This is a genomic window from Staphylococcus simiae, from assembly GCF_002902085.1.
Taxonomy (GTDB): Bacteria; Bacillota; Bacilli; order Staphylococcales; family Staphylococcaceae; genus Staphylococcus; species Staphylococcus simiae.
Map to the genome: position 1 here is coordinate 14686 of NZ_PPQR01000028.1, position 15458 is coordinate 30143.

Sequence of the window (15458 nt, forward strand, 5' to 3'; positions counted from 1 at the left end):
TGTAACGGATGCAATTATACTATTTAGGACCTAAAGGAACATTTTCATATCTAGCCTGTCGACAATATTTATCTGAAACTGAGGCAACTTACGAACCAAAATCAAATTTATTTGAAGTAGTAAAAGCTGTTTCCGAAAATGATGATGGTGTAGGTATCGTCCCGATTGAAAATTCTATTGAAGGGACAATTAATTTAGTAGCTGATTCATTAGCACAACAGCATGTTTTTGCACATGGAGAAATTCGTCTAGATATTAATTTCGCATTGTATGCTAATGAAGGTGATACATTAGCAGATATAAAGAAAGTTTATTCTATTGCGCCTGCTATAAGTCAGACTAGCAACTATATTCATAAACATCAATTTGACTATGACTACGTTGATAGTACGATACAAAGTTTAGATAAAATCACTCATGGTGTAGCTGCTATTGCACCTTTAGGGAGCGGTGAGACATATGGTTATCATCCATTAGATACACATATTGAAGATTATCCGCATAATGCTACACGGTTTTTAGTTATTAAAAATCATCAGCAATTTGATACGCATGTGTCATCTTTAATGTTTTTAATTACACCTACTGTAGATAAACCAGGTTTATTAGCCAGTATCTTAAACACATTTGCCTTATTTAATATCAATTTATCCTGGATTGAATCACGCCCACTAAAAACACAACTCGGTATGTATCGTTTCTTTGTCCAAGCAGATTCAACTCTTACAGAAGATATAGATAAAGTGATTTCGATTTTAATTACCTTAGATTTCAAAGTGAAAATGATTGGTGCGTTTAATTAAAATAAATGTCGTCATAAATGGAATGTGTAGTAACTTCCTTTATGACGACATTTTTCTGTTATAAAATCATTTAGTTCTCTAACAAATTGGACTGATACATAATTTTTTAAGCCTTACACCCCAGCTTGCACCTTAAAGTAAAATTTTAAATAGTAACATAACTGCATTACTTAATATTCAAAATTAATAATAAAATAGTACGCTAACATTTATCACAAAATAACGACATGCGAACGTTTAATTAACTTATCAATTATTTTAATGGCAATGGTTTGGAAATATCGATACCTAGTACCATTGGCATGACAAAGTAAACAACTAAAATAATAATAATGGCACTAATTAAGTTTACCCAAAAGCCGACTGAAGCCATTTGTTTGATAGATATTTTACCAGTACCAAAGACGATAGCGTTTGGAGGTGTTCCTACTGGTAACATGTATGCACAGTTAGCTGCCATTGCTGCTGGTGCCATTAATAATAGTGGATGAACACCTACGGCAACTGATAATGTAGCTAAAATTGGTAAAATCATAGTAGCAGTTGCAGTATTAGATGTAACTTCTGTTAAGAACAATACAAATATCGTAATGACTATAACGATGATAATTGGGCTGACACCGTTTAGTGATTTTAGTTGTTCACCTAACCATTTTGCCAAACCACTTTCAGAAATACCTTTAGCTAAAGCTAATCCACCACCAAATAGTATTAACACACCCCAAGGCAATTCTTTGGCAACTTCCCAATCAATAATTCTACGATGCTGTTTCTTATTTTTTGCTGGGATAATAAATAGTAGTACAGAAATAAAGATCGCAATTGTCCCATCAGCAACTTCAGATGTGACTGCCCAATTCTTAAGTAAAAACTCTCTAGTAATCCATAATAAACTAGCTAATATAAAGATCGTTTGAACGACTTTTTCTTCATATGTCATCTTACCTAATTCATCTAATTTTTGTTGAATTAATTGTTGACCACCTGGCAAATATTTTAAGTCATGTCTAAACGCTACATATCTCAAATATAACCACGTAATTGCTAATAAAATAATTACTGTTGGTATTCCGACAATCATCCATTTAGCAAAACTTATTTCATGACCAAAATTTTGCATATATTGCCCTTTTAAAATAATTAATGGTGGTGTGCCAATTAAAGTACCTAAGCCACCAATTGTACCTGCATAACCGATAGCTAATACTAAAGATGTTTCAAACTTTTTTATACTTTGTTGATTAGTCTCTACCCCTTTTAAATCATTAGCTTCTTTAATAATTGCTAGTCCTATTGGAATCATAATCATAACTGCAGCTGTATTAGATACAAACATAGATAAGAAACCCGTTGCTACCATAAAGCCGAGTAATATTTTTGATGTACTTGCACCAATATAATTGATGATAGTTAATGCTACACGAGTATGTAAATTCCATCTTTCCATTGCTATTGCTAAAATAAAACCGCCTAAAAATAGAAAAATAATATCATTACCATATTCTGATGACACTTGTTCAGGTGTCAAAACGTGACCAATAGGTAATAATATAATGGGTAACAAACTTGTTGCTGCAATAGGTATCGTTTCAGTAATCCACCAAGTAGCAATCCATAACGTAATTGCTAAAACATAAACGCCCTTCCATGGTAACGTCTCAGGGTGGACAAACAATAATGTTAATGCAAATAATAATGGACCTAAAATAAGACCGATCCATTGCCCCTTATTAAATGACTTATTGTTATTTGATGTTGAAAAGAAGGTCAAATATCGTTTAGACGCATCCCTTTGATATTGATTAAATATAGCCATAAAATCCCCCCTTGTTTAATTAGAAATTCTGTTATTTTAATAACTAGAGTTTCTTATGCAGTCGTTACGTTAGTAAGCGACTGTATTCCTCTGTTACCTGTTATGTTAATAACTAGAATTTCTTATGCGGTTGTTACGTTAGTAAGCGACTGTATTCCTCTGTTATCTGTTATTTTTAATAACTAGAATTTTTTGATGCCGAGTACGACCTATCCTAGAAAGGTTGACTAGGTTTTTAAAACGTTGATTTATCAATATTTTATAACCCAGAAAGTTGCTACCAAACAGTTAAACTCATATGTAAAATACTTTTAACCAGTTTCAATTATAGCATATTTACACCATTTAATGAATGCGCTTTCACAATTTTCAAATTACTTTTTTTGAAAATTTCGCCTAATTACTCTATATTAATTTTTTTGATAGCTATATCATTCGTTACATTATCTAATGTCAATTCTTTAATATCTTCTAAATGAATGGTTTGGCTTGCATCATTAAATGTATTTCCCGCAATAAATATTTGCTGATGTTTAACATTATTATAGCTACGTATATGTATAGCATCTTTCACCATCGGCCCTTTAAATTGGTTTCCTATAATGTTCATGTTCTTACCTGCTTGTGATCCTTGATCTTGTCCTGTTAAGATATCTGCTGCATTTTCACCATCTCTAACTGCCAAATATCTAATACCACCAACACAATTTATAAATTGATTATTAACAATAAACGTATTAATTGATTTTAACGGTGTTAGCGTATAATCTTGCATACCTTCAAAGACATTATTTTTAATATGAATATTATCGTAAAATATATTATGTCGACTCGCATGAGAACCAATCGCTCTATTCCAACTTGTCATTCCTTTTAACTTTGATGGACCAAAATAACATTGCTCAATAATGACATTTTTAGTAATTGTACCATCTGTCGTACCGAATTTTGGAAATGCACCAGGTACTTGAATGTCTAATTGAACAGCCTCTGAAAAGAATCTCTTTCCTTCATAATCAACAAAACCTTCAAAGGAACAATCTTTAATGTGTAAACCATCAATCCCACAAGCATCAATAGCATGTCCACTTACGACATTTTTAATCGTTACACCAAGTAACTGTATATCTTCAGCATGGCCCATACACATTGCTGTATTATTATAAGGATAAGATATGCCATTCATATCAAAGACACCACCTTTAATATAAATATGGCCATGACCATTGTATCCTTTGTAAAAGCCAAAACGATGACCGTTTTTTAATAGTGTCCCTTTATGTTGGCGTAAAATAACCGCTTCATCATCTAACAATAAGGTTGTATGACCATAGATAATTAACGGTTTACGCATATAGTACGTCCCTTTTGGTATGTAAATTGTTGTTTGTTGTCCCTTCCCTTGATTAAGTGCTTGTTGAATCGCTTTTGTATCTTTATATTTATGATGCCCTACAGCTCCATAATCTTTTATATTGATGTACATGATTGGTCATCCTTCATCTCATTTTAAATTTATCATTGTTTACGTACTATATAATAACCGTTTTAAAAAAAGATAATCCTTATTTATGATTGAAATTAATTTTAGGTGACAATGTGTTTCGTATTTGTTAACTATGTCAAATAATATTTAAATGAAACGTACTACTTTTAAGTTATATAATCACTAATCATGTTCTGCTTTTTTTGCCATACAACAACTGATTGATTTCTACAACTTTTCAATGTATTTTTAATCCACAAAGAAACTATATTAACATTGAAAAAATTAGGCGAATCTATATACTAAACGTATAAATTAAATTTTTTAGCCACAAAATTGGGGTCATATTTTAAACAATTATTTAAATTCGACATTGGAGTGTTGGTAAATGACAAATCGTGCATTATTAGTTGTAGATTATTCAAATGATTTTATTGCGGATAATGGTTTATTAACTTGTGGCAAACCAGGTCAGGCTATTGAAGACTTCATCGTTTCTCGTATTAATCACTATCATCAAACACAAGATTCAATCTTTTTCTTAATGGATTTGCATTATGAACAAGATAGTTATCATCCAGAAAGTAAACTATTTCCGCCTCATAATATTATCAACACCAGTGGTAGAGAATTATACGGTCGTGTTGGAGATATTTATAACCAAATTAAAACGCAACCTAATATTCATTTTATTGATAAAACGCGTTATGATTCTTTTTACGGTACTACATTAGATAGTTTGCTGAGAGAACGCCATATTAAAAACATTGAAATTGTAGGCGTTTGTACCGATATTTGTATTTTACATACTGCGATTTCAGCTTATAATTTAGGTTATCACATTTCGATACCTGAACATGGTGTTGCCTCTTTTAATCAACAAGGACACGATTGGGCACTAGCACATTTTAAAAATGCGTTAGGTGCTGAGGTAGAACAATTCATTTAAAACATGCTAAAATAAAAACATACAATATGAAATAAGGGAGATATTTGAACAATGGCTAAAACTTATATTTTCGGACACAAAAACCCAGACACTGATGCTATTTCATCTGCAATCATCATGGCAGATTTTGAACAATTAAGAGGCAATGATTCAGCAACAGCATATCGCTTAGGTGATATCAATGCTGAAACACAATTCGCACTTGATAAATTCAATGTAACAGCACCTGAATTATTAACAGATAACTTAGATGGACAAGATGTTATTTTAGTTGATCATAATGAGTTCCAACAAAGTGCTGATACAATTGCTGATGCTAACATTAAACATGTTGTTGACCATCACAGAATTGCTAACTTTGAAACTGCTGGCCCATTATATTATCGTGCTGAACCTGTAGGTTGTACTGCTACAATTTTATACAAAATGTATAAAGAACGTGGCTTTGACATCAAACCAGAAATCGCTGGCTTAATGGTTTCAGCTATTATTTCTGACAGCTTATTATTCAAATCACCTACTTGCACTGAAGAAGATGTCAATGCAGCGCAAGAATTAAAAGACATTGCTAACGTTGACTTAGATGCTTACGGTTTAGATATGTTAAATGCTGGTGCTTCAACAACTGATAAATCTGTTGAGTTCTTATTAGATATGGATGCCAAATCTTTCACTATGGGAGATTATGTGACTCGTATCGCTCAAGTTAACACAGTTGATATCGATGAAGTACTTGATCGTAAAAGTGAACTTGAACAAGCCATGTTAACTAACAGTGCTGAAGAAAAATACGACTTATTTGTTCTAGTAGTAACTGATATTATTAATAGTGACTCTAAAATTTTAGTCGTAGGTGCTGAAAAAGATAAAGTTGGAGAAGCTTTCAATGTACAACTTGAAGATGATATGGCCTTCTTAACTGGTGTCGTATCACGTAAAAAACAAGTTGTACCTCAAATTACAGAAGCCCTAACTAAATAAAATAATATTATTACACTTTATAAAATATTATTGAATACACTACCAACATCTGTATCCATACATTGTTGGTAGTTTTTTGTTACTCTCTTATCATTATGTAGGTGATATTTGAATGATATTAATGATTACGAGTTATATATTGTCGTACTTAGGTTATTACTAACGAATTCTTTTATATATCTTCCTCATAAAAATTTAACTGGCAAAGTGTTTTTAGCGTTTAATTTTCCCAATTTGGTCTAAAGTATTATGTACACAATATCATCTAAATTTAATTTTTATTAGCTAATTTATTAAATTCAGTACTTATATTTGTTTTACGACTATCATTTTAGTTATGATGACACTTGTACATATTTTAAAAATTAACACAAAGGAGGTTAATATAACATGACTACAATCGAACAAATTTTTAATCGTAGTAAGTCTTATTTTAATAGTCAACAAACAAAAGATGTTGCTTTTCGTAAACAACAACTTAAACAACTTGCTAAAACAATTAAAAAATATGAAAATGCTATTTTAGATGCTTTATACCAAGATTTAGGAAAAAATAAAGCTGAGGCTTATGCTACAGAAATTGGTATTGTCTTAAAAAGCATTAAACAAGCTAGAAAAGCTATTAATAGTTGGACCAAAACAAAGTCCGTTGATACACCATTATATTTATTTCCAACTAAAAGTTATATAAAAAAAGAACCGTATGGTACTGTTCTTATTATTGGACCTTTTAATTATCCATTTCAATTAGTGTTCGAACCTTTGATTGGCGCAATTGCTGCTGGCAATACTGCTATCATTAAACCTTCTGAGTTAACACCTCATGTCGCTCAAGTGATTAAACAGTTAATTAATGACGCCTTTGAGGCACAGTATATCGAAGTGATTGAAGGTGGTATTGAAGAAACACAAACTTTAATTCATTTGCCCTTTGATTATATGTTCTTTACTGGAAGTGAGCATGTAGGAAAAGTGGTTTACCAAGCTGCGAGTGAAAATTTAGTACCCGTCACATTAGAATTAGGTGGAAAATCTCCAGTTATTATCGATGAAACAGCCAATATTAAAGTGGCTAGTGAACGTATTTGCTTTGGCAAATTTACCAATGCTGGACAAACTTGTGTCGCACCAGATTATATTTTAGTACATCACTCTATCAAAGAAGAGCTAATTAAAGCATTATCAAAAACAATTCATGAATTTTATGGTCAACATATCGACCAAAGCCCTGATTTTGGTCGCATCGTTAATCTTAAACATGTCAAACGCTTAATAACTCTACTTGAACAACAACATGATCATATCGTCTTTGGAGGACATTATGATGAAAATAAACGTTATATTGAACCAACATTATTAGATCATATTTCTAGTGATGATCCAATTATGCAACAAGAGATTTTCGGTCCAATTTTACCGATTTTAACATATCAACATTTTGACGATGCTATAGCATTCGTTCAACAAAGACCGAAACCACTTAGCCTTTACTTATTTAGTGAAAATGAAAATGCTACAGAACGTGTATTAAATGAACTATCATTTGGCGGTGGTGCGATTAATGATACATTGATGCATCTTGCCAATCCTAAATTACCTTTTGGTGGTGTTGGTGCTTCGGGTATCGGTCGTTATCATGGAAAATACTCATTTGATACCTTTACACACGAAAAAAGTTATATCTTTAAATCAACACGTTTAGAATCAGGTATCCAGTACCCTCCTTTTAAAGGTAAGTTTAAATACATTAAAGCTTTTTTCAAAAATTAACATAGTTATTTGAAGTATAAAGCCCAAGATTGAACGTTAACAATCTCGGGCTTTTTTACTACTTATTTTATAAACAATTCTTATTAAAAAATAACACAAACACCTTCTAGTGCTTGACTATGGTCATCTGTTAATGTTAACTCTCCTGTTTGTTCATTTCTTTCAAATACAGTAACTTTAGATTGACCTTGTTCATGTGCACAAACTAAATATTTATTTGACGGAGTGATATTGAAATCTCTAGGGAAATCATCACCTGTAGTCGTTATCGCTACAAGTTCTAGTTTACTACCATCTTCTAATACTTTATAAATTGCGATACTATTATGTCCACGATTAGATACATATAAAAATTGTTGATCACGAGACAATCTTACCGCAGCTAATTTGGTAGCGTCAGTAAAATCTTGTGGTATCGTTTGATAGCGTGCTAATTCTTTAAAATGTCCGTCATGATATGCTGTAACACTCACTTCGTTTGAAAGTTCATGTACAACATAAGCATATTTACCATTGCCATGAAATTCAATATGGCGTGTGCCATCTGCATCTTTAAAATTTGACTGTGCATATTCTTTAAAGCCATTTTCATCAAATTGATATGCAACAATTCTGTCAGCACCTAAGTCCGTTGCAACGACATATTTACCGTCTGGTGTTTGATTTAAATAGTGTGCATGTGGTTGATCTTGACGTTCATGAGAGCCTGTAGGAAAATCATGTGCTAATTCTTCTATTAATCGTTCAACTTCACCAGTTGTTACATTTAATTTATATAAACGAATAATGCCAGCACCATATACTGCTTCAAATAAATATTGGTTATCATGTGAAATAGCTACATAACATCCTGTACCAGTTGTTGACGGTAAGCATTTATTGATTAATGTCAATTGACCATCCGCTTCAATTTTAAAACTAGCTACACCACATTGTTCACCTTCTTTAGTAATTCCATATAAAAACTTGTCGTTGTGCGCTACGTATGTTGAAGCTTCTAATTCATAACCAGTTTCTACAAAATTAATACGTCCCTCTTGTTCATTTAAGTCAAAATGATAAATGCCTTTACCACCCTTTTTAGTGTAAGAACCAATATAACCCATTGTCATGTATTTATCCCTCCATTTTGTTATTAATTCCATTTTATTAAATTTTGTAAGCGAATAACAATATTTTGCAATGATGACTTACTTTAACTTTTTATGGTTAATCAGTAAATTTATTGTTATTCTATGATAAATTAACGTAATAACTATATCGTTCATATTATTTTTTAAATGGACTACAAAATCGTTTGACTATATTTTTATATTTCTTAATTCGTTCACTAAAACAATAATTAACTTGGAGTGTTAATTCAATGACTATATTAGCAATGGCTATTTTTAGCATAACCTTAATTTTTGTTATCTGGCAGCCTAAAGGCTTAGACATAGCTATTACTGCTGTCATAGGTGCATTGATTGCTATAGTAACTGGTGTGGTTTCTTTATCAGATGTTGTCGAAGTCACTTCAATTGTCTGGAATGCCACTTTAACGTTCATAGCGATTATTTTAATTTCATTAATTTTAGATGAAATCGGCTTTTTTGAATGGGCAGCCTTACATATGGTAAATATTTCTAAAGGCCATAGTTTTAAAATGTTCTTATTTATTATGCTATTAGGTAGTATTATTGCTGCATTGTTTGCTAATGATGGTGCTGCTTTAATTTTGACACCTATCGTCTTAGCTATGGTTCGCCACTTAGGTCTACAACAACGGGCCATTTTCCCATTTATTATCGCTTGTGGATTTATTGCTGATACAACTTCTTTACCGCTCATTGTTAGCAACTTAGTTAATATTATTTCTGCTGATTATTTTAATATTTCTTTTGTACAATATTTTTTGACAATGTTTATACCGAATATTTTTTCTTTATGTGCTAGTATTATTGTTCTGTGGTTATATTTTAAAAAAGCCATACCAAAATCTATTGATATAAGTCGTATTAAAACACCTAAATCAGCAATTAAAGATAACCGCTTATTTCATATCTCTTGGTTCGTTCTATTGTTCTTAGTGATTGGTTATTTAAGTAGTGAATTTATTGCTATTCCTGTCGCCTTTATCGCCCTTTTGATTGCTTTCATCTTTCTATTATTAGCAAGACGTTCTAAAGCAGTAAATTTAACAACAGTGATTAAAGGCGCACCTTGGAATATTGTTATTTTTTCAATTGGTATGTATGTTGTCGTTTTTGGCTTAAAAAATGTCGGCATCAGTTCATTACTTGGACATTTATTAAGTCATATTTCTAACTATGGTTTATTTAGTAGTACGCTCATGACTGGCTTTATAGCAGCATTATTATCATCTGTTATGAATAATTTACCTACTGTCTTATTTGATTCACTAGCCATTGCCGAGTCTCATGTGACTGGCCTTGTAAAAGAAGGGATGATTTACGCTAATGTCATTGGCTCAGATTTAGGTCCGAAGATTACACCGATAGGTTCCCTGGCAACATTATTATGGTTACATGTATTGAGTCAAAAAGGGATGAAAGTATCTTGGTGGACATATTTTAAAACAGGTATTGTCATTACGCTTCCTGTACTATTTATCACACTCGTTGGTTTATATTTATCACTCATTCTTTTTTCATAAGAATGTAATTGAGTTTGGGACAACAACGATTCAATTATAATTTTTTACAATTGGCTGTCACTGTGTGATTTGTAAAATATTGATAATTCAACATTTTACAAGCCTAGTCAGTCTTGTCGGAGTGGTATTGTGAAATAAAATTTATTTCTGTTCCACTCTCTTTTTCTATTGCAAAATAGAACGTATGTTCGTATAATATATTTATAAGATGAGGTGAGTGGAAGATGAATAACTTTGAAACGGAGACAGATTATCGTAATATCCCACGTGAATTATTAGATAGAAATATCCCACAAGGGAGAGGTATGGTCAAATGGGCGCCTTTTGCTACACTGCCAGAGCAATTTGAAACCATTCAACAATATATTATGGATCAAAATAAAATTGATCGTCCTGTACTATCAGAAGATCAACTTACTGAATTAAATATTAAATTACATGAAGCTTTGCAACGATTACGTCCTGTTAAAATTAGATATTACAATGATGGTTTCATAGACACTATGACGTTAACCATACATCGTATTGATTCAATTAATTTTGAAATAGAAGGCTATATTAAACAACGTCAGCTTCAAAAGTTATCTCTATTTGATATTTTAGATATTACTATATTACATTAAGTAACTATGATAATTCAGCTATAAAAAGAAGACTAAAATACAAAACATTCTGTATTTAATATCATAAGATTGATAGTCACTGTCTGAATTATCGAGAGATATAAGGCTGGCTATCAAAAACTTACGTGTTGATTTTTGATGACAGACATCTACGAGCCTGGGACAAAATGTATTTTACACTTAAATTTAAGCATTTGGCAGTAACTGTCTGGTTTTCAAAACGTTGATAAATCACCATTTTGAAAACCTAGTCAGTCTTGCCGGGGTGGAAGGGACCCGTCATCAAAAATCCATGTGTGGATTTTACATTAATGTGCAAGACGGACATCTACGAAATAAATTTTATATAAAATTTATTTCTGTCCCACTCCCTCACTCCACAAAAAAGAGGCTGAACACAAATTGTTCAACCTCTTCATTAAAAATATTAGCTATTTTTACTTTCGATATCAGAAATAATTTCTTTTGTTTTTCTTTCGATATCTTCAAAGTCTTTTTTGAAGATATAAGCGAAAACAGCTACGCCAACACCAGCAACTACAGTTGTAATTGCTAATAAGCTAAATACAAATTTAAATAAACCTTTAATAAAGTTCCACATTCTAAATTCACCTCTATAAAATAATATACCAATCTACAATTCATTATACTATCATATTTGGAATAATCATTAAATATATACCCATTCCTCAAAAAAATATGCATTCAACATAATTAGTCGATAATATAAAAAATCGAAGCACCATTATGTGATACTCCGATTTCGTCTTTATGCTATATAAAATTATGTTGAATATCTAATAATAATTACTTTATGTTAAGATAACAATACATTACAACTATTTTAGTAAGTCCACCAACTGTATACTCTTTGCTTTACTGAATGATAAAATTTATACACTTATCATTCACCTCCAATAATTAAACATTTATATTTTGATTGTAACTTATATTTTTTTAAACACAATTAATATAAAATTACATTTTTATTACAATGATACCAAGATAAAGGATGTGTAATCATGCAACAAGTGACATCGGATATTATGACCTTTAGAGGATCTCATTTTGATTTAGGTGTAGCGACTGCCAAATGGCTTCAGCAAACGCCCTTACTAAGTAATCGGCAACAAGAATGGAAAAAGCGTATACCAAGATTTGATATAGACATTAATGAAACTTATCAAATTTATCAAACTTATGCACCTCAAATTTGGGATGAATTGATGGGGTTACAAAGTGTATTAAAACTACCAACGAGACAAATCATCTTGAATTTTGGTCATTTTCGTTTTACTGATTTAAAAGAAAGTGGTTGCACGGTATTTCAAGGTCAAGATTATTTAGTAAGAAACTATGATTATCATCCTGCTACATACGATGGCAGATACTTGTTATACCAACCCACAGATGGCGGTCTAGCACAAATAGGACCCACATCAAGAGTAACTGGTCGTATGGACGGCATGAACGAAGCGGGATTAGCTATGGCCTATAACTTTATGCACCGTAAACACCCTGCTAATGGTTTCGTTTGTTATATGATTGGTCGCTTAATATTGGAATATTGCAACAATGTTACAGAAGCAATCCAGTTATTAAAAAACATTCCACATAGAAGTTCATTTAGTTATATATTAATGGACAAAGAATTAAATCACGTTATTGTAGAAGTCACTCCACGCTCTATTGAAGTGCGTCATGATGTATTTTGTACAAACCATTTTGAAATACTGACTCATGAGAATCGCAATTATACTAAAGAGTCTACTGAACGACTAGCGCGGGTAATGAAACAAACACCTGAACATATCGATATGCATACAGCGTTCAAGATATTTAATGATCCTCAATATGAAATTTACAGTAAATTATTTAGAAGTTGGTCAGGCACGATACATACGTCTATGTATCATCCACAAAGCTTAACAGCTTATATGACATTAGGAGAAAATAAACCTCCAGAAATGATTGATTTCAATTCTTGGCTGGAAGGAAATGATTTATCTATTAGTCACTTTACTGGGTTCATTGATACAGATTTAACCTTTGCCAATATGTAACAATGTGAGGGAGTAGGGCAGAAATAAATTTTATATAAAATTTATTTCGTAGTCCCACCCCGGCAAGACTGACTAGGTTTTCAAAATGTTGATTTATCAACGTTTTGAAAACCAGACAGTTACTGCCAAATGCTTAAATTTAAGTGTAAAATACATTTTGTCCCAGGCTCTTACAATTTATTATTATTTCATTCCGCATACTATCCATTATCTCCTATTAATCGATATCGATATCACCATCAATAGTATAGAATTCTAAAACATTATCACTATTACCTACTTTACCATTTTTAAAAGCTTTATTATGAATTAAACTTTTTCCAGTGCCAGGATTCAGTTTCAATATTGTATTAACGGGTTTCTCAGCATATTCAAATGAAATGTCACCTTCTTTAGTTGAGGCTTTAGTGTCAGACTGTGCAGGCATTTTTTTAAAATTAAGTTCTCCATAATCATTAATAAATATAGTTTGCTTTAACTTACTATTAACGATAGATAAATTAGCACCTTTTACCTTGAAATCACTATTAACGATGTTACTATTTGTTATAGTTGAATCTTGAATAAAATTCAAATAAAGATTCACATTATCAAATTGAACATCATCTAAATTAAAGTTACCCGTATGATTAATAATATCGCTATCTTTCACTGCTATACTAGATATTTTTAAATGACCTGTATCCATATCAATATTTAAAGTTTTTATCTTATTATCGGGAACTTCTATTGTTAATTGTTTATTATGATGATAAAAAGGGTTCAAATCAGCAGAATATCCTCTGTTCTTATTTTGTGAATCTCTTACTTTGAGACATTTATCTTTAATTTTAGTTTGAATATGATTATCCCCATTGTATGTTATCTTGAATTGATGTCCTTTTTTTAATGTTAAATTGCTATTATCTAATTTAACATCTAAACGGTTAAACGTATCTTGTTGAAACGTCTTGTCATAATGTTGGGTATCATATTTATCTTTATCAAAGACAAACCAAGTTGTCGTGGCAGCAATAAAAAAGACAATAAATACACTTATACCGATAAAAAAGAGCTTTCTCATTTTTTTACGCTCCCTTTAACTGTTTTAATATACCAAGTTAAGTATTTTAAAATAATACGATATATGTACTCTAATATTTTAAATATTATAATGATACATACTAAACCAATCCCCGAATAAGAAATAGCAAATAATATATTACTTACTGAGTCATATATACCTTTAAAAAAGGCATTAATAATCAAGAGAATTGGACAGAATAGTAATATTAACGACATTAAAAATAGTAATGAAATAATAATACCAATTAAAGTTACTGGTATTAAAATTACAAATATTGACAGTATACCTAAACTTAACGATGCTATGACAGCACGAGTAATATTAGTAAAATTAGGTCTGACTTGAGCATAGTCAATAATATTTTGTGCTTTTACTTCATTAGCGACATCATAAGGGTCTTTTAATTTTTTGATAATTTTTTCTTCTGATATACCATTTAATTCTTGTTCATAAAAGTAAGTTTCATATTCATACATTTTTTGATCAATTAATTGTCTTGGCAAACCTTTAAGTGATGTTTCTAATTCATTTAAATACGTAATCTTATTCATATTAGTCACTCATCCTGATTATCATATTCAATACTCTTTTTTTCTGTGTTTAAATCTAACAATACTAATGACTGAAAAATTCAATACGTTTAATTTCACGATTTTCAAATAATAAATTTAATTTCATGTGATGGTCACGATCTAAATATTTAATTGATTCATATTTCTTACCTATATTGTTCTTTTTATATCCAAAGCCTAATTGGTTAATGACATCATCAATTGAATCTCCAATATTACCATCAAAGCTAGTATTAACGGTACTATCTTTGACAAGCATTATACCTTTAACTACATTGTCTTTTTTTCTCACTTTGACCGTTAAATTCGGATGCTCTTTATCACTATAAAATTTGAATCTTTCCATTTTAATTTTTTTATTAATTTCATAACCTTTATCATTAAATGTTTGATTTAGCTGTATATTATTAATTGTCGTATCTGATAAATCTACTGTTTTTGTTTGACGATATTGTTGTAGACCAATAACTACTAATATGGCACAAATCAAAAAAAGACCAAATACTATCCAGCGATTTTGAATTCGCAACGGGGTCACCACTTTCCATTTTATTAATTTAAATATAGCATATGCTTTTATTTGTTTCATCTTTAACAAGATTTAACATAAATAATGCAATTAATTTATTTTATTACCTTTTATTAACATAAATTGGTATAATATTGTAAATGC

At 30.9% G+C, this 15458-nt stretch carries 14 protein-coding genes; 7 read left to right on the forward strand and 7 right to left on the reverse strand.

What is annotated here, in order from left to right; all coding sequences use genetic code 11:
* Nucleotides 1–8 precede the first annotated feature (8 nt).
* The gene (locus tag CD113_RS05110) at nucleotides 9–803 is read left to right on the forward strand and encodes a prephenate dehydratase (protein ID WP_002464727.1); all 795 of its coding nucleotides are present in this window, start codon (nucleotides 9–11) and stop codon (nucleotides 801–803) included.
* Nucleotides 804–1056: 253 nt separating this feature from the next.
* Here the strand turns inward: CD113_RS05110 and CD113_RS05115 are convergent, their stop codons facing one another.
* Together CD113_RS05115 and CD113_RS05120 are read right to left on the reverse strand one after the other, a co-directional pair.
* Nucleotides 1057–2619 carry an SLC13 family permease gene (locus tag CD113_RS05115; RefSeq protein WP_002464726.1) on the reverse strand — a complete coding sequence of 521 codons (1563 nt, stop codon included), beginning with the start codon at nucleotides 2617–2619 and terminating at the stop codon, nucleotides 1057–1059.
* Between the two features lie 400 nt (nucleotides 2620–3019).
* The gene (locus CD113_RS05120) at nucleotides 3020–4105 is read right to left on the reverse strand and encodes a glycosyl hydrolase family 28-related protein (RefSeq protein WP_002464725.1); all 1086 of its coding nucleotides are present in this window, start codon (nucleotides 4103–4105) and stop codon (nucleotides 3020–3022) included.
* A 388-nt stretch (nucleotides 4106–4493) separates the two neighbouring features.
* Here CD113_RS05120 and CD113_RS05125 point away from each other — a divergent pair, with 388 nt between their 5' ends.
* The 3 genes from CD113_RS05125 to CD113_RS05135 all read left to right on the forward strand — a co-directional run bounded on the left by CD113_RS05125 (nucleotide 4494) and on the right by CD113_RS05135 (nucleotide 7805).
* A complete protein-coding gene (locus tag CD113_RS05125) occupies nucleotides 4494–5054 on the forward strand; it encodes a cysteine hydrolase family protein (protein ID WP_002464724.1) in 561 nt (186 codons plus the stop codon).
* A 51-nt stretch (nucleotides 5055–5105) separates the two neighbouring features.
* The gene (locus CD113_RS05130; RefSeq protein ID WP_002464723.1) at nucleotides 5106–6035 is read left to right on the forward strand and encodes a manganese-dependent inorganic pyrophosphatase; all 930 of its coding nucleotides are present in this window, start codon (nucleotides 5106–5108) and stop codon (nucleotides 6033–6035) included.
* Nucleotides 6036–6425: 390 nt separating this feature from the next.
* On the forward strand, nucleotides 6426–7805 hold the full coding sequence (locus CD113_RS05135) for an aldehyde dehydrogenase (RefSeq protein ID WP_002464722.1): 1380 nt from the start codon (nucleotides 6426–6428) through the stop codon (nucleotides 7803–7805).
* A gap of 83 nt (nucleotides 7806–7888) precedes the next feature.
* Here CD113_RS05135 and pglS read toward each other — a convergent pair whose 3' ends face one another.
* Nucleotides 7889–8917 (reverse strand): 6-phosphogluconolactonase, encoded by a 1029-nt coding sequence (pglS, locus tag CD113_RS05140; RefSeq protein WP_002464721.1) that lies wholly within the window; start codon nucleotides 8915–8917, stop codon nucleotides 7889–7891.
* Between the two features lie 251 nt (nucleotides 8918–9168).
* Here pglS and arsB point away from each other — a divergent pair, with 251 nt between their 5' ends.
* The gene (gene arsB / locus CD113_RS05145; protein ID WP_002464720.1) at nucleotides 9169–10461 is read left to right on the forward strand and encodes an arsenite efflux transporter membrane subunit ArsB; all 1293 of its coding nucleotides are present in this window, start codon (nucleotides 9169–9171) and stop codon (nucleotides 10459–10461) included.
* Nucleotides 10462–10685: 224 nt separating this feature from the next.
* The gene (locus tag CD113_RS05150; protein WP_002464719.1) at nucleotides 10686–11084 is read left to right on the forward strand and encodes a YolD-like family protein; all 399 of its coding nucleotides are present in this window, start codon (nucleotides 10686–10688) and stop codon (nucleotides 11082–11084) included.
* Nucleotides 11085–11511: 427 nt separating this feature from the next.
* Here the strand turns inward: CD113_RS05150 and CD113_RS05155 are convergent, their stop codons facing one another.
* Nucleotides 11512–11685: a hypothetical protein gene (locus tag CD113_RS05155; protein WP_002464717.1), complete on the reverse strand. Its 174-nt coding sequence runs from the start codon at nucleotides 11683–11685 to the stop codon at nucleotides 11512–11514.
* A 421-nt stretch (nucleotides 11686–12106) separates the two neighbouring features.
* Between CD113_RS05155 and CD113_RS05160 the strand changes: the two genes are divergently transcribed.
* The gene (locus tag CD113_RS05160; protein ID WP_002464718.1) at nucleotides 12107–13147 is read left to right on the forward strand and encodes a C45 family autoproteolytic acyltransferase/hydolase; all 1041 of its coding nucleotides are present in this window, start codon (nucleotides 12107–12109) and stop codon (nucleotides 13145–13147) included.
* A gap of 217 nt (nucleotides 13148–13364) precedes the next feature.
* Here the strand turns inward: CD113_RS05160 and CD113_RS05165 are convergent, their stop codons facing one another.
* From CD113_RS05165 to CD113_RS05175, 3 genes are all read right to left on the reverse strand, one after another.
* Complete coding sequence (locus CD113_RS05165) at nucleotides 13365–14210, reverse strand: DUF4097 family beta strand repeat-containing protein (protein WP_002463385.1); 846 nt, start codon at nucleotides 14208–14210, stop codon at nucleotides 13365–13367.
* A complete protein-coding gene (locus CD113_RS05170) occupies nucleotides 14207–14764 on the reverse strand; it encodes an HAAS signaling domain-containing protein (protein WP_002463388.1) in 558 nt (185 codons plus the stop codon). The genes CD113_RS05165 and CD113_RS05170 overlap by 4 nt, the downstream gene beginning before the upstream one ends.
* Nucleotides 14765–14828: 64 nt before the next feature.
* Nucleotides 14829–15314: a hypothetical protein gene (locus CD113_RS05175; protein ID WP_002463390.1), complete on the reverse strand. Its 486-nt coding sequence runs from the start codon at nucleotides 15312–15314 to the stop codon at nucleotides 14829–14831.
* Nucleotides 15315–15458 lie beyond the last annotated feature (144 nt).

Coding starts and splice junctions, on each gene's coding strand:
- CD113_RS05110 (WP_002464727.1), top strand. CDS start 9: ATGCAATTATACTATTTAGGACCTAAAGGAACATTTTCATATCTAGCC.
- CD113_RS05115 (WP_002464726.1), bottom strand. CDS start 2,619: ATGGCTATATTTAATCAATATCAAAGGGATGCGTCTAAACGATATTTG.
- CD113_RS05120 (WP_002464725.1), bottom strand. CDS start 4,105: ATGTACATCAATATAAAAGATTATGGAGCTGTAGGGCATCATAAATAT.
- CD113_RS05125 (WP_002464724.1), top strand. CDS start 4,494: ATGACAAATCGTGCATTATTAGTTGTAGATTATTCAAATGATTTTATT.
- CD113_RS05130 (WP_002464723.1), top strand. CDS start 5,106: ATGGCTAAAACTTATATTTTCGGACACAAAAACCCAGACACTGATGCT.
- CD113_RS05135 (WP_002464722.1), top strand. CDS start 6,426: ATGACTACAATCGAACAAATTTTTAATCGTAGTAAGTCTTATTTTAAT.
- pglS (WP_002464721.1), bottom strand. CDS start 8,917: ATGACAATGGGTTATATTGGTTCTTACACTAAAAAGGGTGGTAAAGGC.
- arsB (WP_002464720.1), top strand. CDS start 9,169: ATGACTATATTAGCAATGGCTATTTTTAGCATAACCTTAATTTTTGTT.
- CD113_RS05150 (WP_002464719.1), top strand. CDS start 10,686: ATGAATAACTTTGAAACGGAGACAGATTATCGTAATATCCCACGTGAA.
- CD113_RS05155 (WP_002464717.1), bottom strand. CDS start 11,685: ATGTGGAACTTTATTAAAGGTTTATTTAAATTTGTATTTAGCTTATTA.
- CD113_RS05160 (WP_002464718.1), top strand. CDS start 12,107: ATGCAACAAGTGACATCGGATATTATGACCTTTAGAGGATCTCATTTT.
- CD113_RS05165 (WP_002463385.1), bottom strand. CDS start 14,210: ATGAGAAAGCTCTTTTTTATCGGTATAAGTGTATTTATTGTCTTTTTT.
- CD113_RS05170 (WP_002463388.1), bottom strand. CDS start 14,764: ATGAATAAGATTACGTATTTAAATGAATTAGAAACATCACTTAAAGGT.